Below are 23,056 nucleotides of genomic sequence, written 5' to 3'. Positions count from 1 at the left end.
CATCAACTTGTATTTCAGGGATATTCCCAGCCCCCTTGCACATATACATGATTGTTCGAAGAGATAGAATATGAACCAATGTTCGAAAACCTGACTTTGTAAGTTGTTTTCTCACGACCAAATGACCTATTCCGGAATCCTCTTTTCTCTGTGGATGTCTGTCTTCCGACTACTGTTTACTGCCCTTCCTGTTGTACCTTTGCCCGGAAGAATATTCATTATCCACTGATCAACATGAGAATCAAACACTTACTATTTACTCTTTTTCTTTCGGTATCTACCATTTCCCTTTGGGCACAAGAAAGCCCGGTGATGGTTTTGGATTCCATTGAAGTGGCCACGTCCCGGATCGGTCAAACTGCCATTGAAAGCGGAAAACACCTCAGTATTATAGACGCAGAAGAAATCGCAAAACTACCTGTTCGTTCACTGGACGAACTGTTCAGATATTTGCCCGGGGTGGAAGTACAATCAAGAGGAGGCTTTGGAGTGCAGTCTGACCTGAGTATACGAGGCAGTACTTTTTCCCAAGTATTGGTATTGATCGATGGAGTCCGGTTAAACGACCCCTTAACCGGACATATGAATAGCAATATCCCTATCTCTCCGGCCGAAATTGAGCGCATAGAAGTACTCAAAGGCCCCGGGTCATCCTTATTTGGTTCGGATGCCGTAGGCGGTATTATCCATATTATTACCAAAACATTTTCCAAACAACCCTCCGGAAAAACCTACACCGTACAAGGAAGCGGGTTGTACGGGGAAGAAAACTTGTTCAGTGCGGACTTAGGTGGCTATTGGAGTAACGGAAAAATAAAAGTAGGAGCCGGAGCCATGCTCAATACCTCAAACGGTCAATCCTTGCCGGAAGGAGACAGTCGTAATTTTGATGTAAAAACCGTTTCCGGTTCTATTGGATGGACGCTTTCAGATCATTGGGACTTGATGTTCCGGACCGCCTATGACCGCCGGAATTTCAATGCCAAGTACTTTTATACCCGCAGCACATTTGACGAAGCACAGGAAGAGACTACTGCCTGGTGGAACCATTTGAAGCTTCGCCATCAAAATAAAACACATAGTACGGATATTGATTTTACTTATAAATCCAATACGGATTGGTACTTGTTTAACCCGGATTTCCCACCGGCCAATGAGCATACCACCCGGTATCTAACCTACCAAGTTCATCATATCCGTAAATTAGGTGCAAATATCAAGTTGGCCACAGGGGTACAAGCAGACTTCCGGAACATAGAAAGCAATGACCGGGGCGATCATCACGATTGGCACGGTGGAGTTTACAGCATCCTTTTGTTTCAACCCGTTCAAAACTTGCATGTAAATACCAGCTTGCGTGCTGACCATGATCAAAATTACGGCTGGGAGCTATCTCCTCAACTCAACCTTTCATACCAGCTCAACAAACAATGGCAGTTTCGCGGTGGTGCAGGGAAAAGCCTTCGTGCTGCCGATTATACAGAACGCTATATCTCTACTAATTTACCCGGCCCCTTACCTGCCGGAAGAAATATCGGTAATCCTAATTTGCATGCGGAACGGGCCTGGTCAACCGAAGCAGGCGTGGACTTCTTTCCGGCTTCAGGCATCAGCCTGAAAATGACCGGTTTTTGGCGATTCGGTAAAAACCTGATTGATTATCAGCTTACTCCAGGCAAGGAAATTCCCATGCATGATCATCTGCAAGAAGAAGCGGAGTACTTATTTGCAAACAACCTGGAAGAAGTTCAAACCAAAGGCTTGGAATGGGAGCTAGGGGTTTACAAACGTCTGAGTAACCAATGGAATGTACAATTGAATGCCGGATTTATTTTGATGAGTACGCAAGGAGACTTGGACAAAGTCTCTAAATATGTCTCCAATCATGCCCGGCATCTGGCCAATTGGCAACTGATGCTATACCATCCCAAATTCGAATGGGGACTCAACGGTATGTATAAACTGCGTGATAAAGAAAATGCTCAAGCCCTCAACAGCCAATTAAATCCTGATTATATGGTATGGAATTCCCAGATGAGCTATTTCATTTTACAAAATATTTCCCTAACTTTTCAAGTGGTAAACCTTTTTGATGAAGAGTATAGTGATATTTTGGGAGCTACGATGCCCGGTCGCTGGTGGATGGGAGGTGTTAAAATAAGGTTGAGGGATTGAAGGATTGAGGGATTTATTTAGGGATTGAGGAACCGAAGGAATGAAGGGTTGAGGGAATGAATAAACCCTTGCTTTATTCTCCATAGAACTATCGTTTATACAGGTAAATATAATACAGCATATGAAAACTGCGCATCCGACTTTGGCTGAAATCCAACGGGTATTTGACTTGCAAAAATCCCGGCAGCAAGAAATGGCGTCAACTACTGTAAAACAGCGGAAACAACTCTTGCGAAAGTTGCATGCGGGAGTTTTGAAGTACCGGACGGCTATTCAGGAGGCCATTTATGCGGATTTTAAGAAAAGCCCTGCGGAAGTGGATTTGACCGAAATTTACCACGTTACCGGTGAAATCAAACATACACTCAGCCAATTGGGAAAATGGATGCGCCCCCGTAAAGTTGCCACGCCCCTGACTTTGATGGGGTCACGTTCTTATATACAAATGGAACCCAAAGGGGTTGTGTTAATCGTTGCCCCTTGGAACTTTCCTTTTAACCTTACTTTTGGTCCTTTGGTGCAAGCCCTTGCCGCAGGAAACGCTGTGGTGATCAAGCCCTCTGAGATGACTCCCCACACTTCTGCTGTAATGAAGCAAATGGTAGAGGAGTTATTTGAGCCTCATCAAGTAAGCTTGCTCGAAGGGGGGAAAGAAGTTGCCGAAGCATTATTGAAACTTCCTTTCAATCATATCTTTTTTACCGGAAGTCCGGAAATCGGCAAAGTAGTAATGAAAGCCGCTTCCGAACACCTGAGTTCGGTAACCTTAGAACTGGGCGGTAAATCACCCACCATTGTAGACGCCTCAGCCAACTTACAGGATGCCGCAGGCAAAATTGCCTGGGCGAAGTTTTTAAACAACGGACAAATTTGTATTGCCCCGGACTATGTCTTAGTACATGAATCGGTAAAAGATCAATTAATTTCCCTATTCAAAGAAAAGATCCGAAGCTATTACGGAGAAGATCCGCATGCCTCAGCGGATTATTGCCGGATCGTTAATAAACGGCATCACAATCGCATTCGGGAATTATTGGAAGATGCTATTCGAAAAGGAGCTACGATCCATTCGGGCAACCAAATCAAAGAAGGACAATATGTCTCCCCAACCCTGGTGAGTGATTTACCAATGGACTCCCGTCTCATGCAAGAAGAGATCTTCGGCCCGGTATTACCCCTCCTGACATTCAAGAACAAAGAAGAAGTCAGTGCTTTGATTAATGCCAAAGAAAAACCCTTGGCTCTATACATTTATTCTAAAACCCAGAAGCATATACGCTATTGGTTGCAAAGCACCCGGGCCGGCAATACCTGTATCAATCATAGTTTGGTACATCATAATAACACCAACCTGCCCTTTGGCGGCTCCAACTATAGCGGTATAGGCAAGTCACACGGTTATTTTGGTTTTCGTGAATTTTCCAATGAACGAGGCATTTTAAAACAAGTGCTCCCTTTCAGCCCCACAGACTTTCTTACCCCTCCTTACACTAATTTTAAAAGGAGACTGATTGACTGGACTTTGAAGTGGTTATAAAAAATCAATAAATAGTAAGAATTAAAGGCTTTGCTCGCTCTTTTTTCCTTCTTGGATAGAATTACCAATACCCTTCACCACTTCTTTAAGAAGAAATACAGGTACCTGAAATTCAAGTAAACCATAACAAAAAACATATCAACTTTTATAGAAAACATCCATAAACAACAAGTTAGTTTATATACATAAGTAAGGCGAAAATATTTCCTACCCTTCTGTAGGTAACCTTCTAGAATAAAGATGGGAGTGTAAATAAATCGGTGGAATTGTATCATATATCCAGTAACTGGATGGGAAATAACACGGCAACACCCCTACCTAATCACCTTTAAACAATTAAGTAGTAAACGGTAAAAAACAAAAAAAATAACTTGTATCTTAAACGGCTTTTTTTTATCATTACGTTATCGTTCACAAAAATATTATAATCCATCCTTAGCTATCTTAAAAACACCTTTTAGAGCTTCGTTTTGGCCCAAAGGGTGAAATTCAAACATGCTCTTAAGCAAATTAATAAACAACAACTTATCCTTGTAAAAGAACTTCTTATGAATAAGAGGTAATACTTACTTCTGGGCTTTCCAAAAAAACGGGGCAAACTTGTAAATGAGTTACTAAATCGTATGTAACAATCATCACGGGAAAATACTGCCTATACGACACTACCTACTGATAATTGGAGGTTTTGCTTTAGCCGGAAACGGTTGGAACCTCATGGTTAGTCACTACCCGGTAGAGGCATGGTATATTGACGAAACGGACTGTGCCGGGGTAAGGATCGATTAAAAATATTTTGAGGCGACAAAACTCTTCAAAAGAACAGTATGATAATAATTTTTTGCCAAACAAGATATTCCCTCCCTTATCGGATAGGTCCCAAATAATAAAGAGGGATGTTTCATCTATGTTTAACTTAAAAGTAAAATAAGAAAAATGAAAAGTAAAAAGAAGTTTCTTTTACAAGGAATTGTCTGTATGACATTAATTGCATTTACATACATTAATGTAAGTTCAAGTATTGAATTTGGAAAAAGTGCTTCGGGATCCGCAAATGTTGATCTACATTCATTACAGGCTAAAGCTCTGGATTGTAATGAGGGGCATGAAGGCAAAGGCAAGCAATATTGGTATGATCGCTGGAAGCTTGGATGTGATAGTTCAACAGAACAAACTTGTTGTTTTTCCTGATAAATCTTTTACCAATGGGTAGCTAGCTACTCATTGGTTTCTAGTATTTACTACTGAAAAGACTTTTTACAATGGCTTTCCTACAACGCTATGCTTTTTAAGTTTTTTCACTTTTCAATCACAAAGTAAGTTTACTACAAATGAAGTGAATTAACCTTTTTCTTTTTTTTGAAATGTTTCAAAAACGCCTCCTCTGTGTTACTTTTTTCAACAATAGCCTTTGGCTATTCTCTTCAAAAAATGCCTTGATGAGCCGGTTTTGATTCCATCTTCGGTCAAAAACTATAAGCGTAAACCACTTCAATGACAGAAAGAAATTAACGATGAGAAACTATAAAATAATGACACACTACCTTGTTTTAGCTGTATTTTTCATTAACCTAATTGCATGTACCGGACAGGAGCATAATACAAGAAACGGGGAACCTGCTCTTCCGGTGATTAAGGTTAATACTGAAGATAGTATAAAAAATTATAAGGAAATAATCTCTGGGACTCCTGAACTAATCCCATTGGAAACTTCGGAGAATAGTATTATTGGGACTATTGACAAATTAATCCATTATAATAACAAATACTTTATTTTGGATACCAGAAAAACAAAAGCAGTATTTTGTTTTGACAGTGAAGGCAAGTTACTCTTCAAAATCAACAGGGTGGGCAATGGCGTTGGAGAGTTCATTATGCCCTTTGATTTTGATATTGCTCCTGAAGAAAAACTCCTTAAGGTGATTGATATTAACCAAGGTAAAATGATCAACTTCAGCCTGGATGGTACTTTTGTCAATGAAGAAAAATTACCATCATCCACACAGTTAATGTCTTTTTGCATAATCGATAAACATCACTACGCTTTTCATAAAGATGGCAGAGACTATGGACAAGGCCTTACTAATTTCATAAAAGTTTATAATAAAACTCAGAATACGTTTATCAACGAAGGTGTATACGACATAGGCAACACAGATACCTATAAAATCTTCAATGAGTTTGCAAAGTATAATGATCATATTTCGTTTGTACATGCTTGGACAGATACCATTTACCATATTTCTAAATCAGAAATCCAACCTGCCTATACAATTGATTTTGGTAAAGGAAAAATAACTCAAAAGATAAAGACAATGGATTTACCCAAAATGGGAAACTTTTTCCTAAAAAACAGGTATGTTTTTCATACCGGGCAAATCACTGAAAATAAGGATTTTATATCCTTTCAATGGGTAAAAAGCGATGAGGGCTTTGAAAAAACAGGGGAGGGCAGTTTTACAACCTATTTTATAAAAAAAGGTGCTCAGGTATTGAATATATCCCAAAATAAAAACTGGATTGCAGGAACCTCCATAAAAGGCCCATTGAATATCGCTAATGAATATTTTATTGGCTACCTTGAAGCCGGAGAGATCAGCAACACGAATAAAGGCAAATCCATTTTCACAGATTTAAATTTAAATGAGAATAGTAACCCGGTACTTATCAGGTATAAAATAAAACTTAATAATGTACAATAAGCATGTTTTAGGAAGAGAAGTGAATTCAATTTTTTCTTTTTTTTGAAATGTTTCAAAAGCGCCTCCTCTGTGTTACTTTTTGCAACAATAGCGTTTTCAAAAAGTGCCTTGATGAGCCGGTTTTGATTCCATGTTCGGTCAAAAACTATACGTGTAAACCACTTCAGAGCTTTATCCAGATAGATAAGACCTCTTCCTAAAATATTTATTTTTAGTTCTATCAAGTTACTATCTACTATTAGAGATCAATTTTTAAACATATCCAATCCTCTGACCTTACATAATCTTGTCTGTCATCGATGAACAAACCCACTTACTTACTAACCCTACTTTTCTTCCTTTGCCTCAGTTCCTTTGTGTACCGATACCGCAGCGCCATCACCAATTACTTTCATCCGGTGCCTGAAAAAGTCCGCACAGTGTTAGCAGCGGCTGAGGCCAACCGTGAGGAACTACAGAAGGTAATCGAGCATTACCAAAACCCGGAGGATAGCCTGAAGCTAAAAGCGGCTTATTTCCTGATCGAGCATATGTACCTGCATGGGAACCCCAACGTTTCTTTAAATGAAAATGCCTCCATCGACATCTTTGCATATAAAGAAAAGCCTAAAGACGAAGTAATCCGGGAATTAGATTCTTTGAAACGATTAGGTCAAATATATTTTCAAAGAGGAAAACCTACTGTAGATCACCATTCAGTAAATGCCGGTTTGTTGATTGACAATATCGAGCAGGCTTTTACTGCCTGGCAACTTCCCTGGGCCCGGCAATTAAATTTTCAACAATTCTGCGAATTTATTTTACCTTACCGGGCCCATCAGGAACCCCTGGAAGCCGGTTGGAGAAAGTACTTTCGACAAAAGTACCTTCCTGCCATAGATACCTTGAGCCTTTCAAATGACTTGTTTGCAATTTGTAAAGTAATCAATCAGGATTTGCAGAAGGACTATGGTTATAAATTGGCCCGGTTTTATGTGCCCAGGGAACTCTCCCTTAGTGAAGCCAGGCGTTTGGGAGGTGGAATGTGCGAAGATTTAACCAATGTGACCACCTATGCGATGCGGGCAAACGGAGTACCGGTAGCTGTAGATTTTACTCCTTTCTGGCCCCGAACAAATTACGGCCATCAATGGCTGGCACTACTATCTGATAAAGGCACCAACCAATGGTTTGACGGAACGTACAACCACCCGAAACCGGATAAAACTTCTCGAGTGGTTGCCAAAGCCTATCGGTATACCTATGCTGCCCAAGCCAATAAATTGCATCAACTCAGAGGACAAGAGGAAGAAGTACCGGGTTTTATGAATCTACAAAATTACCGCGATGTAACAGCACTGTATACGGAAGTACGCGATTTTACCGTCTCACTTGAACGAACTTTACCGGACGGCCATCATATAGCCTATGCGGCAGTATTCAATGTAAACACCTGGAAGCCTATTCACTGGGGTAAGGTGGAAAACAAAAAAGTAACCTTTACAGACATGGGAAAAAATGTCGTATACTTGCCGGTAGGCTACCAGCATGGAAGAACGTTACCCCTCACCTCCCCTGTCTTATTCACCCAAAACGGTACTGTAAAAAGCCTGACTCCGGATATAACAAAGCGACAAACCATTCAGGTTGAGCACTATCCACATTTGAGAAATGGCAATGCAATCGAAAAAGGGAAAAACTATGCTTTATACTACTGGGATTACGATTGGATAAAAGTAGCCAAAAAGCAAGCAAAAGGGACAAGCATTACTTTTGAGAATGTACCATCCAATGCGGTATACCGGGTCGTACCGGAAGATCAATCAGAAGCAAGAATCTTTTTGTACCAAGAAGGCAAACAACTTATGTATTGAATTTCTCAACACAATACCAGCAATTACTCCGCTTAACTCTCTTCTCATTCTCACCCTGAGCCTGTTTTAGCTCTTTGTACTGTTCTTATTTTTTACCGGGACATACCTGCTGTTTACCTCCAACTGACATCCGGTCCGGTGGTTGAGAAGGCCCCCAACACTACGCTTTGGGAATTTTGCCTTGGTACTTTGTAGAGGTGTATCATATTCATGGAAAATAACACGGCAATACTCCTACCTAAGCATCTGTAGCAATCCATATTCATCACTAAGTACTAAACGGTAAAAAAATAAAAAAACAACTTGCATCTTAAACTAGTATTTTTTACTATTGTGTTATCGAAAACATAAAAACCACAAACCAACCTCAACTAACTTTAAATACCTTATACTAAGCAACCCGGTAAACAACAACTCATCCTTGTAAAATATACTTCTTTGGAATAGGAAGAGATAATATTTGTTTCTGGTTTTCTCAAAAACCGGAAGTAACCTTATGCGCTGAATCGTATGCTACAATCACTCCGGCAAATACTGTCTGTACTTATCTGTGCGCTTGCATGTGTCCTGCTATCGGGAGGGCCCTTTGCAATGGATACAGGTATACTCTTCCCCACCCAAAGCGGTCAGTTCTTCTTTTTGCTTTTCGGAGGAATCGCTTTGGCCGGAACCATGGGGGCCTCTCTGTTAGTAGATTCCCGCAAAAGAGATGGAAACTTCACGTGGTCGGATGGCATAGGCCTGGTATTAGCCGGGTATATAACAATACATACATTGATACTTTGGAATACAACTGCACCGGAGCGTTATTGGGGTTTATTGGCTTTGGTAGTACTCTATCCGGCCCTTCGGCTATTGGATAAAAAGTACCTTCCCTATATACTACTCGCCATTATAACAGCCGGAGCCGGACAGGCCATTTACGGCAACCTGCAATTGTACGGTATATTCCCCTCCTACCATACCGGTTTTAAAATGACCGGCAGTTTCTTTAACCCAGGGCCTTACGCGGGGTACTTGGTGACTGTCTTCCCTGTGGCCGTAGGAGTTTACTGGTTCAAAGAACGCTTATTTCCAAAATCCTGGCAGCAGACGCTGTTTACGTATATAGCCATACTGTGTACGATTACAATCCTGCTGGTACTCCCCGCCAGTCAATCCAGGGCCGCCTGGTTAGGGGCTTTGGCTTCTTTGGGCTATTTAGCTATGATAAAGTATCCATGGATTGGCAAACTGAAAAACCGACTGCCCTCCTGGCGCCTAAGGATGCTCAGTTTGCCGGGGCTTATACTATTCATCGGCTTGGCCGGATACGGTCTGTATACCTTTAAAGAAGGCTCGGCTAACGGAAGGGTTTTGATCTGGAAAGTAACGGCAGCAATGATCGCAGACCAACCCTTATGGGGACATGGTGTGGAGCAATTCAAGGCCCGGTACATGGATTATCAGGCGGCCTATTTCAAGGCCCGCCCGGACAGTACAGAAGCCATGGTAGCCGATAATGTGACTTATGTCTTTAATGAATTTTTACATATGGCCGTAGAGCTGGGTTTGGTAGGATTGCTCTTGGTACTGGGGATATTGACGTTTGCTTTTTTTGGAAAAACCCGGCAGGGAGATAAGCAAATTTGGGTAGCCCTTTGCCGGGCCGGCTTATTGGCCCTGTTGGTGTTCAGCTGTTTTTCATACCCCCTGGAGATTTGGCCAATTGTGGCTAACGGACTAGTGTATCTGGCGGCCCTGGCCACATGGACTACTCCCTCCATCAATGTTCCGAACAAAGGCCTCCAAGGAATCCGCATAGCGGCAGGTTTAGCCCTTCTATGCTGTCTGCCTTGGGCCGGACAGCGGGTACTCCAACAAAAAGACGCTTATACCACCTGGAAACATGCCTTTCAAACCTATCAAACGGGCGCTTACGAAGCTTGCCTGGAAGATTACGAAAAGGCCTGGCCCTACTTGCAACACAACGGAGGCTTCCTGAACAACTACGGCAAGGCCCTCTCTATGGCCGGGGAGCATAAAAAAGCCATTGAAGTACTGACCCAAGCCCAAAATTACTTAAGCAATACCATTACCTATACGGCCCTGGGGGACAGTTACAAAGCCTTGGGAAAGCACGCCTTGGCCGAGAAGGCTTATCTACAAGCCTGGCAGATGATTCCCAGCCGTTTTTACCCCAAATACCTCTTGGCAAAATTGTATGAAGAGACAAATCAAAAGCAAAAAGCAAGGGAAGTAGCCAAGGAATTATTGGAGAAAGAGGTGAAAGTGGAATCAAGGGCTATTAATGAAATTAAAAATGAAATGGAAGCCATCCTGATAAAATTCAACAAATGAGTTCAAACTAATTCTTATATATTCTTCACACTTAAAATTAAGTATCGATGAAAACCTTTAGCAAATTCTTTTTAGGCGCATTTATTATGGGAGCCGGTTTCTTTGGGGTATCAGTAGAAAAGGACAGTTCTAAGGAAGGTATGACTAGTCTTACATTGCAGAATGTAAAGGCTCTACAAGCTTCCGCATTCGGGGCAGAGTGTGATGCCTCAAACCAAAATAAATGTGTAATCAACGGAGTAGGAGAAGGAACCGGAAGATTAATATCAAACTAAAAGATGCTATTTAATTTAGGGGAAGTTTGAATACTTCCTCTTACTTTCCTCAAAGTTATTATATGATGATCAAGAAAACCATACTCAACCAGATACATATCTTTTTTGCTTTGTTATTAGTGCATTTTCTTATCAGTTGTGGAAACACACCGGAAAAAGAAAGTGGCCACTTACCAACATTATTTACTGTAAAAACAGATTTAAAAGCAAAAACCCTAATAAAGGGCCCACAACTTCAGGACCCATGGGACATTGCTCTAATTGACTCAACCCTTATTATTGGTAATTATAAAGGCGAACCTCTTCTTGAATTATATGACCTGTTTGGAAAACCCATTAAACAAACTACTGCAAAAGGAAAAGGCCCCGGAGAAATTTTAGTAATTGGCAATATACAAGTTTCCCAAAACAACAATAACTTTTGGGTATATGATCTGTTTGGGAAAAAACTGTTAAAATTCTCTTTAAAAGAGCTTCTAAAAAAGGAAAAGTATGTTCCGGAAACATTAGTAACCTTTTCAAATGAAAAAGAATCCTCTGCCTACTTTTCAAGCACCTTAGTAGGCAATGACTATTTAATAGGAGAAAGCATCTCCCCTCAAGGACGATTCGCATTATTGAAACCCAATGGGTCTCTAATAAAATATATGGTAAATTTCCCAGAGAAAACAGACAAAAGTTTATCTGCTATTGAAAATGCCAAATTATATGAGGGAGAACTAGTATTGAGCCCAGACCGAAAAAAACTGGCATTTGTAACAAATAATGCTTGTAGAATTGATTTATATGAAGTCACTCAAACCGGCATTGACTCTATTTGGTCCTATGAAAGATTTCCCCCAAATGGGTACAAAAGAATTCAAATTGGAGGCCAATCTCAAATAGCCTTTACTAACAAGGCCCAAACAGGATATTTAGATATTGCCACCTCAGAAAATTTTGTGTATGCTTTATTTTCCGGAAAGAAAATCGGAGAAAAAGATTATTCTTTTGGAAATATCATTCATGTTGTCAGTTGGGACGGCCGTAAAACTTTTGAATACCATTTGGATAAAAATATAAATCGATTGACGGTAGATGCAGACAAAGTAATATATGGCACGTCCATCAACGAATACGGTGAACCTGAAATTGTAAAATTCGAGAACCTTTAACCCAAATACATGAAAAGTATAATACTTGATTATGACCAATAATAAGCTGATCATCTTGGTACTAGTATTTACAACTTACTCATGTGTGGATACTGAAAATAAAAAAGGCCCTATTTGGACAAAAACAGCTGAAACGATTGTCACAAAGATGAAGGGTCAAAAGGTTTTGTTACCTGATAACTTAGAGCCTGTAGGAGGTACCCCTGATTATTTTAAAAGTATAAAAAATCACCAGTTCAAGATAGTAAGTTATATTGATGCTAATTGTGGGGTATGTATAGAGGATTTAATCTTTTGGAAAAAATTCATGAAAGAAACCCCCATAAAAAGGGATCATTGTGCTTTTATTTTCTACATCAATACTTTTGATAAAGAGGAATTTCAAAAAAACATGGCTACCACACATGGCTTTACACATACTTGGGTGCATGACCCTAACGATGAATTTATATCACGAAACCGACTATATGACAAACGACTCCAAACAGTATTATTAAACAAAAACAATGAAGTAGTTATAATAGGTAACCCTGTACTGAACTCAGACTTGGAAAAGCTTTATAAAAAAGTACTCCTCTTTTAAATTATGTTTCAAAAAGTATGATGGAAGTTAAATTGACATTTTGGACTTGATTTATTTAAATGTATACCACATACTTTTTTATACAAAAAAATTGGAATTTATAACAAAAGGCATTTCAACTATTCCGAGCTTTCGCCGGACAGGCCATTTACGGTATATTCCCTGCCAGTTTTATCCTAAATATCTCTTAGCCGAAAGATACACAGAGACAAAGCAAAAACCATGGAAGTAGCCAAGGAATTATTGGAGAAAGAGGTGAAAGTAGAATCAACGGCTATCAAAGAGATAAGAAGAGAGATGGAAAAGCTGTTGCAGCATTTTGGAATGAGCTCGAGCTAGTTTATTTATATGTTTTTAAATCTTTTAAAGGTGAATTTTTATGAAAAAACTAATTTATTTAGGATTATTTGTATTTATGAGTGCAGTTTCAGGATATAATGCCCTTGAATCCTCAACCAGTGAAAGTTTTTCATTGACTTTAAAAAGCCTTAGTAAATCAGCCTTTGCTTTTTCAGAAAACCCCAATTGTGATGCCACTAAGTATTCAATTAATTATGTGGAAGACTGCCGTGGTCTTTTTAACAGAAAAATCGACTGCAAAAGCTCACAAGATAATTGTTGCCTAAAAGAAAGGATTGGACAAGAATGTTAAGCTTAATAAAAAGGTAGGGGCAATCAGAACTTTGCCCCTAATTACCCTTTACAAGGGATTGAATTTTATGTACATCACAAAAATATGAATTAGGTAAAAAAGCTATACTATAGTCCTTATCCAAATCTATAAATCTCCTATCTGTCTGAAATTATCATCATAGTTAGAATAAAAAAACAATGACTCAAAAATCAAGCTTTGCAAACCGGAATAGGAATATAATAGCTAAAATCATTCTTATCCTGACTTTATGGCTTTTGACTTCTTGTAAGCAAGAAAATCAAGTAATTAATACCACCTGTCACAACATATCTACCATATCACTAAACCTTGAAAAACAGGATAAAAATATTAACTTATCAGATATCGTTGATTCGGTCTATTATATACATCTACATAGCCCTAAGGATGATATCGTGGGAGAAATTCGCAAAATAGTTGATTGGAAAAACCATTATTATATTTCTGATTTTAATGATAACCTTTTTTGTTTTCGTAAGGATGGGGTTTTGAAATACAAACTAAACAAAGTCGGCAAAGGACCCGGAGAGTATTTAAAGCTAGTTGATTTTACCATCGATAAGGTCAATCAATCCTTAGTCATTTCAGATGATTTCAAATGGCGGTACTACAATTTAGAAAATGGCACCTATACCAAGGAAACTTCGGCACCAACTCCTGCATATAAAATGGAATGCCTGAGTAATGGACAATATTTACTTGATGCTTCCTTCAATACACATGATGCTTTTCTTGAAAATGACAACTTATTTTCTATAATTCTAACTGATAGAAACGGTACGCCTACCCAAAAACACCTCCCTTATTCCAAGCTTCTCAGGCCACAAATCAACATTTATTGGAAAAATGAACAGTTTTTTAGTTACAAACAAGAAGTATTATTTAATAGAATGCTTTCCGATACCGTATTTGCCCTCACAAAAAATGGATTGCAATGTAAGTATTTCATCGATTATGGGAAACACAAATTGCCTGGAGATATCCTGGAAACTGATAAAGTTTCTGCATACATGGTAAAAATACATGAATATGCCTTATTAAGTGAAGTAATTGAAACGGATCGACACCTCATCATTTACTCACAATTCGAAAATAAGCCTATTGTTTCAACTTACAACAAAGACCAATCAAAGGTCATTAACTGTACTTATAAAGGCTCTGAAACATTCCACAATGATATCAATGCAATCCCTATAACACCTTTCACCGCCATCACTGAGAATGAACGGCTGATTTCCATCGTATACCCTGATGATATAATAAGTAAAGCAAAAAATTCCTCTTCCAAATACCTGCAAAGTTTTGCTGATACACTATCGCCCTACGGCAATCCCATTCTTGCTATTTCCATACCCAAAAAGTAATACTAAAAAATGAGTACTAAAACGAACTTTCAAGTATCAAATAATTACAAAGAAATATTAAAAAAACTGTTCTTGTTCTTATTGTTTTGTTTTTCCGTTCTCGCAGTGTTTACTACATATGCTAAAATAAAACAACTTGAAAATAAACTTATAGCAACTTCATCAATGCTCCAGCAAAAAAAGACAGAGGTGGAAATCATCAGGTATAATTTAAAAAATCAACTTGAAAATGAAGGTATAAAGCTGGACAGCAATTTAAATCTTACCCATTTTAAAAGTAAAAAAACGCTCAATATAAAAGAGGTGTTACACGAAAAAAAACTCTTTTTTAGAATATCTAATAAACACTGTGATATTTGCATCAAACAGGAATTGTTAAACTTAAAAAGCCTTTCGGATTCAACAGGAATTCAAAATATTTGTATAATTGCTACCTCTTATGAAGAGAGGACATTACATTTTTTATTAAAAGAATATCAAATACCATTTCCTGTTTATACCTTGACAGAAAAACAATTAAGTTTTCTTCCTCTCGAGCAACATTTTTTGCCTTATATATTTATTGCTGAAACTAACCTAATTATGCATTCTGTTTTTGTCCCTACGAAAGAACTGCCCTTCCTTTCAAAGGAATACTATTTAGGAATTAAGAAAAAGCTATTGAAAAGTTGAAAAAATAATTATTAATTAGAGGTTATTACAAATCAAATATTATAAGGGGAACCGATAAAAGGCAGGGCGTTTTTTTGATAGGCTGTGCCTTGCACAAGCTTAGAAAAAATACCCCTTTAATCAATCATTCGTAATAATCTCTATTATTTTCCATAAATGAACATAGATACCTTTCATCTCTAAAGACAGCTAAAATTTCCACTCATATTTATTGATTATTTAGACACTTTTACTTAAGGTATTTCCCGAAATTCAGTTAAGTTCAAACTATTTCCATGAAAAAACCCACTTACTTACTAACCCTACTTCTCTTCCTTTGCCTCAGTTCCTTTGTGTACCGTTATCGCAGCGCCATCGCCAATTACTTTCATCCGGTGCCCGAAAAGGTCCGCACAATGTTAGCAGCGACTGAGGCCCACCGTGACGAACTGCAGAAGGTGATCGAACATTACCAAAACCCGGAGGACAGCCTGAAACTGAAAGCGGCTTATTTCTTATTGGAAAACATGGCATACCACGGTACCGTGGAGGTTATATGGAACAATACCAGAGCAAACTTTGATATGCTGGCCTATGAGGACCGCAAAGGAATGCGGCAAGCAAGGGACTCTTTGGAAAGCCTGTACGGTTCGGTACAGCCTGTAACCCACTTTTCGAATGACCTCACCAGCCTTTCTTCCGAGTTTTTAATCCGCAATATCGATGGGGCTTTTCAGGCCTGGCAACAACCCTGGGCAGCGCATGTAACCTTTGAGCAGTTTTGTGAATTCATTTTGCCCTACCGCTGTAAGACAGAGCCTCCCACTCTGCATTGGCGACAAAAAATGTTTGAGCAATACCGTTGGCTCGGGGATTCCCTAAAAGTACCCGAGGACCCGGTGGAAGCCTGTACGCAGATCAATGAAAAGTTAAAAAGCTGGTTTTCATTCAACAGCTTGTTCTACGAATACCCGGCCCGCCTGTCATTGGAGAAATTACTGGAGCAGCAACGGGGCAATTGTGAGGACATGAGTACTATGGCTATGTATGCCATGCGGGCCATGGGAATCCCCATAGGCAGTGATTTTGTTCCCTATTGGGGGCGCTGGAACAGTGGTCACAATTGGAACGTGGTACTTGCAAAAGACAACACCTTTCTGCCATTTATGGGCACAGAAGCTTCTCCGGAGTATTCCCAAGCCGATGAACCTAAGCACAGTTATATGGGGTATAAGGGACTGGCCAAGGTATACCGCTCCACCTTTCAATTTAATGCAAACAGCCTGGCCCATATCAAAACAGCAGAAGAAACGATACCGCCATTTTTGAACTCCGGCACCTTTACGGATGTCACAGCTGAATACACCCAAACCTATGACCTCACCTTACGCCTGGAAGAAAACCCTACTCCCGAAAGCCGCTTTGTCTACCTATGTGTGTTTAATTCGGGCACCTGGAAAGCTGTGCATTGGAGTCCCATAGAACAAGACGGACGAACCCGTTTTTCGGAGATGGGAGCCAATATCATTTATCGCCCGATGTTTTACAATGGTACATATTCCCCGGCCGGTCCTCCTTTCCACTTGTTACCTGACGGACGAATGACTTCTCTGGAGCCTTCTTCAGACTCCACCGTCAGCCTTCGGGCCGATCGCTGGGGACCTTGGCTTAGTGGAGCAGACGACAGTAATGCAGTCCATCCGGGAAAGGACTACGAACTGTTTTACTGGAAAAACAACCAATGGGAAAGTTTAGGCCGTCAAAAAGCGACCTCCTCCGAAATCGCTTTTGCAAATGCTCCCCGCAACGGATACTTTCGCTTGCAATGTGACGGAGATCCCACAGGAAGAATATTTATCATCCATAAGGTAGAAGGAGAGCAAACGCATATGATCTGGCATTAAGCAACCGGGCTTATCAATAAAAACAGGAAGAATTTTCGTTTCTGTTCGCCAAAAGGGTTACAAGTAATCATCAAAACATACACCGCCATGCCAGCCAAAAACACTCAAAAAAACCTATCAACCTTCATCAAAAGAACGCTGCAATTACCCCGCCTGGGAATGGGCTTACTGGCCATTGCTCTCCTCTTTCTCACCTTGGGCCTATTCTGGCTTTTCTTACTGGCCTTGTTTTTTGCCGGGGCTTACCTGTTGTTTACCGCCAATTGGCGGTCGGTACGGTGGTTGAGAAGGCACCCGAAACTGTACGCTTTGGGGATGTTTGCCTTGGTGTTTTGTGCCAGCATTGCTGCCAGGGTGTTTTTGGTGGAGGTATATCATATTCCCAGCGGTTCGATGGAAAATACCTTGTTGCCAGGCGACCGGGTTGTGGTCAGCAAGTTGAATTACGGGCCGCGCCTGCCTCAATCTCCTTTGGAAATCCCCTGGTTAAACGTGGCTTTTTTCCTAGTAATGCCGCCCGAAGCCCGGGCTGAAACGCACTGGGATTACCATCGCCTCAACGGCATTGCCCGAGTGGCCCAGGGGGACGTGATGGTCTTCAATTATCCCGATGACGAAAAGTCCTTTTTTGTCAAACGTTGTACGGCCTTACCGGGAGACACTTTGCAGATTGTCAACGGAGAAATACTCACCAACCGGCAAACAATAGCTGCTCCTGAAGGTATGAAGGCCATATACGATGTCTCTTACCATCAGGCAACAGCTTTTCACCGGCAATTGGATAGCCTGGCGATCCCCTATTTTGGCTACCGAAGCAGAAAAGAGAAAAACACGGTTTCGCTCACCTTAACGACAGCGCAAAAAAGACAACTGGCCCGGGCAGCTTGTGTGGATACGATTACCAGGGAAGTCGCTCCAGCGGATACCGTGGCCAAAACCTACCCCTGGAACAAGCAATTTTTATGGAGTCCGGACAACCTAGGGCCTTTGATCATTCCTCAAAAGGACATGAAAATCCCTCTCAACCCTTCCACTTTTGCCTTGTACAAAAAAGCTCTGGATTATTTCGAAAAAGCAGGTATTGAGCAGCGGGAAGGAAAATACTATCAGGATGAACAGGAGGTCACTACCTACACCTTCCGACAAAATTATTACTTCACTATGGGCGACAACCGCCCCTCTTCTATGGACAGTCGCTTTTGGGGCTTTGTACCGGAGTCCTACATCGTAGGCAAAGCCGCTATGGTTATTTTTTCTACCGGTTCCCAGGGAATTCGTTGGAAAAGATTTTTGAAAATTATATATTGAATATTTATACCGATTGTTAGCTAACTCAAGCTTTACATTAAGGAGTCAATAATGAATTACCCCAAGGGGGAGTTTTACTCAATCAACACTATGTGAAACAAACACTTCTCCTATCTTCAAACAAACACAACAAACCTATGAACTACTATTGCCATAGTCTTTTATTCCTTGTTCTATGGGGATGTACCCATCAAGCAGAAGAGCTTAAAGACGATCCCAATAAAAAAACCTATCTGAAAGAACAAAACCTGGTGGTCATTCAAATGCTGAAAGAACAGGATTTTCAGAAAGAACTAGTCAGTAATGGAAAGTTAAGAGCCTTACGCAAAAGTGATTTGAACTTTGCCCTAAACGAACCGATTGAACTCCTTCCGGTAAAAAACGGAATGCAAGTGCGGAAAGGAAGTATCATCGTTCAGTTGCGTCAAACAAAGCAAAAACAAGATTTGGAAAGGGCTCAAATGAACCTCCAAAAAGCCCGCTTGGAGTTGGCCGATTTTCTAATCGGCCAGGGGTACGATTTAAAAGACAGTAGTAACGTCCCCATGGAACTAATGGAGATTGCCCGTATCCGCTCGGGATATGCCGAAGCCCAACAAAGCCTTAACGATGCCCGGGAAGCTTATCAAGGCACAGTACTCACAGCACCTTTTGCCGGAAAAATTGCCAACCTTCAAGCCAAGCTGTACGAGCGTCCTAATTCAGGGGAAACCCCGGCCTTTTGCACCCTGATCGATGATTCGGAATTCGAAGTGGAATTCCAGATTATCGAAGCGGAAATCAAGGACATTCGCCTGAAGCAACACGTAAAGATCCAGCCCTTTTCCCTGGATCAAACCTTCAAGGGTCAGGTAACGGAAATCAACCCGGTAGTAGACGAAAACGGCCTCGTCAGTGTAAAAGCCCGGGTACGCAATACGGGAGGGCTACTCGAAGGAATGAATGTAAAAGTGATGATTGAAAACCAAGTCAACAAGCAACTGGTAGTCCCCAAATCAGCCGTAGTTCTCCGGCAAAACCAGGAGGTTATTTTTAGTATTAAAGAAGGAAAAGCCTATTGGAATTATGTACAAACCGTTTTTGAAAACAGCCATTCCTACGCCATCATTCCCCACCCCGAAAAAAATTCCCCCCTCCAAGCCGGAGATACCGTAATCATTTCCGGAAACCTAAACCTGGCCCATGAATCGCAGGTAAAAATCAGTGAAACGGGGAACAGTCATCAGTAATCGGTTAACATTCATGAAAGGTTTGTAAAAATTGTTCTTGAGGATAAAATGTTCATTTAACTCCGCTACCTCAATGATTCATAATAGTACCGTATCTCAAAAGGCCTGTCAATTTGCCTTTTATATAGTTGACCAAATCCAAAACTTGTATCCTGAGCGCTGAAAAAATGGTACACTTTTTAATTTCCCGCCCGATTGCCGTAACGATGACCTATATAGCACTTCTGGTGTTAGGAGTGGTAGCGGTGATGCGACTACCTGTGTCATTGATGCCAGATATTGATATTCCGGAAATCACAGTACAGATCAGCAAAGAAGGCTTGTCGGCCCGAGAGCTGGAAAGCTCGGTAGTCAGGCCCTTACGGCAAAACTTGATGCAAGTCGCTCATCTGGACGATATCCATAGCGAAACCCGCGATGGACACGGCATCATTCAATTGCGGTTTGATTATGGAACCGATATTGATTTTGCGTTTATCGAAGTCAATGAAAAGGTCGACCGTTCAATGAATAACCTTCCCCGGGATATGGACCGCCCCCGTGTGGTCAAAGCCAGTGCAAGCGATATTCCCGTCTTCTACCTAAACCTAACCTTAAAAGAGGAAACAGCTCACATACGTACTCACAATGAGCGTTTTCCCGTTCCTCAAAAATTTGCAGAGCTGAGTAATTTTGCCGGTCAAGTAATCCGAAAACGCATCGAACAGCTTAACGAAGTGGCCTTGGTAGATATGAGCGGGCAGGTATTTCCGGAGTTGTTAATCCTCCCTGACCTATCCAAGCTAGAAGGGCTGGGCCTCACCCTTTCCCAACTGGAACAAAGCATCAAACGCATGAATTTACAATTGGGTAATCTCCTGATCCGGGACGGACAATACCAATACAATATCCGTTTTGCCTCTTCCCTACAAAACAAACAAGATATTGAAGCAATCTATCTGAAACTCGAAGGCCGTTTGCTGCAACTCAAAGATCTGGCACAGGTTATTGAACACCCGCAAAAAAGAAAAGGCCTGGTGACGGCCAATGGAAAAAATGCCCTGTCCCTAGCCGTGATTAAACAATCGGATGCCCAAATGGCTTCTTTAAAAGAAAACTTACACATATTAGTCGGATATTTTGAACGGGATTATCCAAATATAGCTTTCGAAATCACTCGTGATCAAACCCTTCTTTTGGACTATTCCATCGACAACTTGACGCAAAGCTTGGTATGGGGGGCTCTTTTTGCTTTTGTTATTATGTTCTTCTTTTTAAAAGATTTTAAATCCCCCATTCTTATCGGTATATCCGTTCCGGCTTCCCTGATCGTCTCGTTACTCTTCTTTCACTTGGTCGGATTGTCCATCAATATCATTTCCTTATCGGGTCTGGTACTGGGGGTTGGAATGATGATTGATAATTCCATTATCGTAATCGATAACATCAACCAACAATACCAACGAAACGGCAAATTACTCAACGCTTGTGTACAAGGAACCAATGAAGTTTTCCGCCCTTTATTGAGCTCCGTATTGACTACCTGTGCAGTATTTATCCCCTTGATCTTTCTCAGTGGAATTTCCGGAGCCATGTTTTACGATCAAGCCATTTCCATTACCATTGGTTTGTCAGTTTCCCTAGCCGTATCCGTCACGTTATTGCCAGTGTATTTCAAGTTTTTTTATCAGAAAAAACCGCATACAAGCACTTCCTTATCACAAAGGATTCGGTTTCTCAATTACGAACGTCTTTACGAAAAAGGCTTCCGGCTGACCATGCGCCACCAGGATATGTTATGGGGGATTTTTCTACTCATGTTGGTTGGCTGTACTTGGTTGTATACCCAATTAAATAAAGAAAAACTTCCGCCCGTCACTCAACAAGAAATACTGTTACATATTGACTGGAACGAACGTATTCACCTAGATGAAAATAACCGGAGGACCCAAAAGTTGGTGCAACAGACAAAGAAATTGTCCCTCCAAAATACCTGTTGGGTAGGCCAACAACAATACTTACTTGACCGCAACCATGAGCTGGGCCCTTCGGAAGCCTTAGTGTATTTCAAGGTGCCTCAATCCCAAGATCTAAAAACGCTTCGACAAAACCTGAATGCGTACCTGGCCGGCACATTTCCACAAGCCCAAGCTGAATTTAAAGAGGTCGGTAATTTATTCAATCTCCTTTTTTCGAAAAGTGAAGCTCCCTTAGTAGCCCGGTTACGGGCTGTCCAAAAGGGCCCGCAAAACAACATATTTCTGGAAAACTTGCATGGAAAATTACAACAAACCTTAAAAGGTCACTCCGTACCACCCATTGCCTGGCAAGAACATATGATCCTGAAAGCTGACCCGGTAAAACTACTTGCCTACGATGTGTCGTTCGATGCTTTGCATCAAAAAATCAAAAGCGCTTTCAACGAAAATAAAATCATGGTGATTACGGAAAATCAAGCCTTTACCCCGGTCATTCTGGGAGGAAAACCCCAAAGGATCCGGGATGTACTATCCTACACGCAGATTGAAAATCAAAAAGGTAAAATGATTCCGGTGCGTAACTTGCTTCGCGAAGACAAAGGAATAGATATAAAGACCCTTCGTGCCGGGCAGGAAGGTGAATTTTTTCCAGTAAAACTGGATGTGTCGGAAGCAGAAAGTGAAAGCATCATAAAGCAAATACAACAAGTAGTCACAGAAGACAAACACTTTGAAGTTTCTTTTGCCGGAAGTCTCTTTTCCAACCGGGAAATGATCCGTGAGTTATTGATTATTCTCGGTATCTCCTTAATGCTCTTGTATTTTATTCTGGCTTCCCAGTTCGAGTCACTGACTTTACCTTTTATTGTCCTATTGGAAGTACCAATCGATATTTTCGGAGCCTTTTTGATGCTGAAACTTTTCGGAGCCAGTATCAACCTGATGTCTATGATCGGGATTATCGTGATGACTGGGATTATCATCAACGATTCCATTTTAAAAATCGACACCATTAACCAACTCCGTAGTCAGGGTTATTCACTATTGCGAGCCTTGGCCCTCGCCGGACAACGCAGACTAAAACCCATATTGATGACAAGCTTGACAACGGTGTTGGCTTTATTACCCTTTCTGTTCAGCCAAGGCTTGGGGGTCGATTTGCAAAAACCGTTGGCTTTGGCTGTCATCGGAGGAATGACAATAGGCACGCTAGTAAGTTTATATTTTATCCCATTGTGTTATTATTATTTGAATAAGGGAAAAAGAAAGGAATGAAGAGGTTTAAACGTATAGCTTTTGACCGAAGATGGAAGCAAACCGGCTGATCAAGGCACTTTTTGAAGAGAATAGCCA

The 23,056-nt window shown here is 40.8% G+C and carries 16 protein-coding genes; all 16 read left to right on the top strand.

What is annotated here, in order from left to right; all coding sequences use genetic code 11:
* The first annotated feature begins 234 nt into the window (after window positions 1-234).
* Window positions 235-2,175: a TonB-dependent receptor plug domain-containing protein gene (locus tag AAG747_RS18075; RefSeq protein ID WP_346822616.1), complete on the top strand. Its 1,941-nt coding sequence runs from the start codon at window positions 235-237 to the stop codon at window positions 2,173-2,175.
* 121 nt (window positions 2,176-2,296) lie between these two features.
* Window positions 2,297-3,712, top strand: a complete 1,416-nt coding sequence (locus AAG747_RS18070; protein ID WP_346822615.1) for an aldehyde dehydrogenase family protein — start codon at window positions 2,297-2,299, stop codon at window positions 3,710-3,712.
* Between the two features lie 933 nt (window positions 3,713-4,645).
* Window positions 4,646-4,900: a hypothetical protein gene (locus AAG747_RS18065; RefSeq protein WP_346822614.1), complete on the top strand. Its 255-nt coding sequence runs from the start codon at window positions 4,646-4,648 to the stop codon at window positions 4,898-4,900.
* A 323-nt stretch (window positions 4,901-5,223) separates the two neighbouring features.
* Window positions 5,224-6,411, top strand: a complete 1,188-nt coding sequence (locus tag AAG747_RS18060; RefSeq protein ID WP_346822613.1) for a DUF4934 domain-containing protein — start codon at window positions 5,224-5,226, stop codon at window positions 6,409-6,411.
* Between the two features lie 356 nt (window positions 6,412-6,767).
* Entirely contained in the window at window positions 6,768-8,264 is a 1,497-nt protein-coding gene (locus tag AAG747_RS18055; RefSeq protein ID WP_346822612.1) for a transglutaminase-like domain-containing protein, read from the top strand.
* A gap of 510 nt (window positions 8,265-8,774) precedes the next feature.
* Window positions 8,775-10,604 (top strand): O-antigen ligase family protein, encoded by a 1,830-nt coding sequence (locus AAG747_RS18050; RefSeq protein ID WP_346822611.1) that lies wholly within the window; start codon window positions 8,775-8,777, stop codon window positions 10,602-10,604.
* A gap of 47 nt (window positions 10,605-10,651) precedes the next feature.
* On the top strand, window positions 10,652-10,879 hold the full coding sequence (locus tag AAG747_RS18045) for a hypothetical protein (protein ID WP_346822610.1): 228 nt from the start codon (window positions 10,652-10,654) through the stop codon (window positions 10,877-10,879).
* A 62-nt stretch (window positions 10,880-10,941) separates the two neighbouring features.
* Entirely contained in the window at window positions 10,942-12,033 is a 1,092-nt protein-coding gene (locus AAG747_RS18040) for a BF3164 family lipoprotein (RefSeq protein ID WP_346822609.1), read from the top strand.
* 85 nt (window positions 12,034-12,118) lie between these two features.
* The gene (locus AAG747_RS18035) at window positions 12,119-12,616 is read left to right on the top strand and encodes a thioredoxin domain-containing protein (RefSeq protein WP_346822608.1); all 498 of its coding nucleotides are present in this window, start codon (window positions 12,119-12,121) and stop codon (window positions 12,614-12,616) included.
* A gap of 379 nt (window positions 12,617-12,995) precedes the next feature.
* Entirely contained in the window at window positions 12,996-13,268 is a 273-nt protein-coding gene (locus AAG747_RS18030) for a hypothetical protein (protein WP_346822607.1), read from the top strand.
* 179 nt (window positions 13,269-13,447) lie between these two features.
* Window positions 13,448-14,653, top strand: a complete 1,206-nt coding sequence (locus tag AAG747_RS18025) for a DUF4934 domain-containing protein (protein ID WP_346822606.1) — start codon at window positions 13,448-13,450, stop codon at window positions 14,651-14,653.
* A gap of 9 nt (window positions 14,654-14,662) precedes the next feature.
* A complete protein-coding gene (locus AAG747_RS18020) occupies window positions 14,663-15,325 on the top strand; it encodes a hypothetical protein (RefSeq protein ID WP_346822605.1) in 663 nt (220 codons plus the stop codon).
* A gap of 275 nt (window positions 15,326-15,600) precedes the next feature.
* A complete protein-coding gene (locus AAG747_RS18015) occupies window positions 15,601-17,208 on the top strand; it encodes a transglutaminase-like domain-containing protein (RefSeq protein WP_346822604.1) in 1,608 nt (535 codons plus the stop codon).
* Between the two features lie 87 nt (window positions 17,209-17,295).
* Window positions 17,296-18,516, top strand: a complete 1,221-nt coding sequence (gene lepB, locus AAG747_RS18010) for a signal peptidase I (protein WP_346822603.1) — start codon at window positions 17,296-17,298, stop codon at window positions 18,514-18,516.
* Window positions 18,517-18,653: 137 nt separating this feature from the next.
* Entirely contained in the window at window positions 18,654-19,745 is a 1,092-nt protein-coding gene (locus tag AAG747_RS18005) for an efflux RND transporter periplasmic adaptor subunit (protein WP_346822602.1), read from the top strand.
* A gap of 167 nt (window positions 19,746-19,912) precedes the next feature.
* A complete protein-coding gene (locus tag AAG747_RS18000) occupies window positions 19,913-22,978 on the top strand; it encodes an efflux RND transporter permease subunit (RefSeq protein ID WP_346822601.1) in 3,066 nt (1,021 codons plus the stop codon).
* Window positions 22,979-23,056: the final 78 nt, after the last annotated feature.

It is taken from the genome of Rapidithrix thailandica (assembly GCF_039710355.1).
In the GTDB taxonomy this organism is placed as follows: Bacteria; Bacteroidota; Bacteroidia; order Cytophagales; family Flammeovirgaceae; genus Rapidithrix; species Rapidithrix thailandica.
This window is presented reverse-complemented; position numbering and strand designations above follow the sequence as displayed.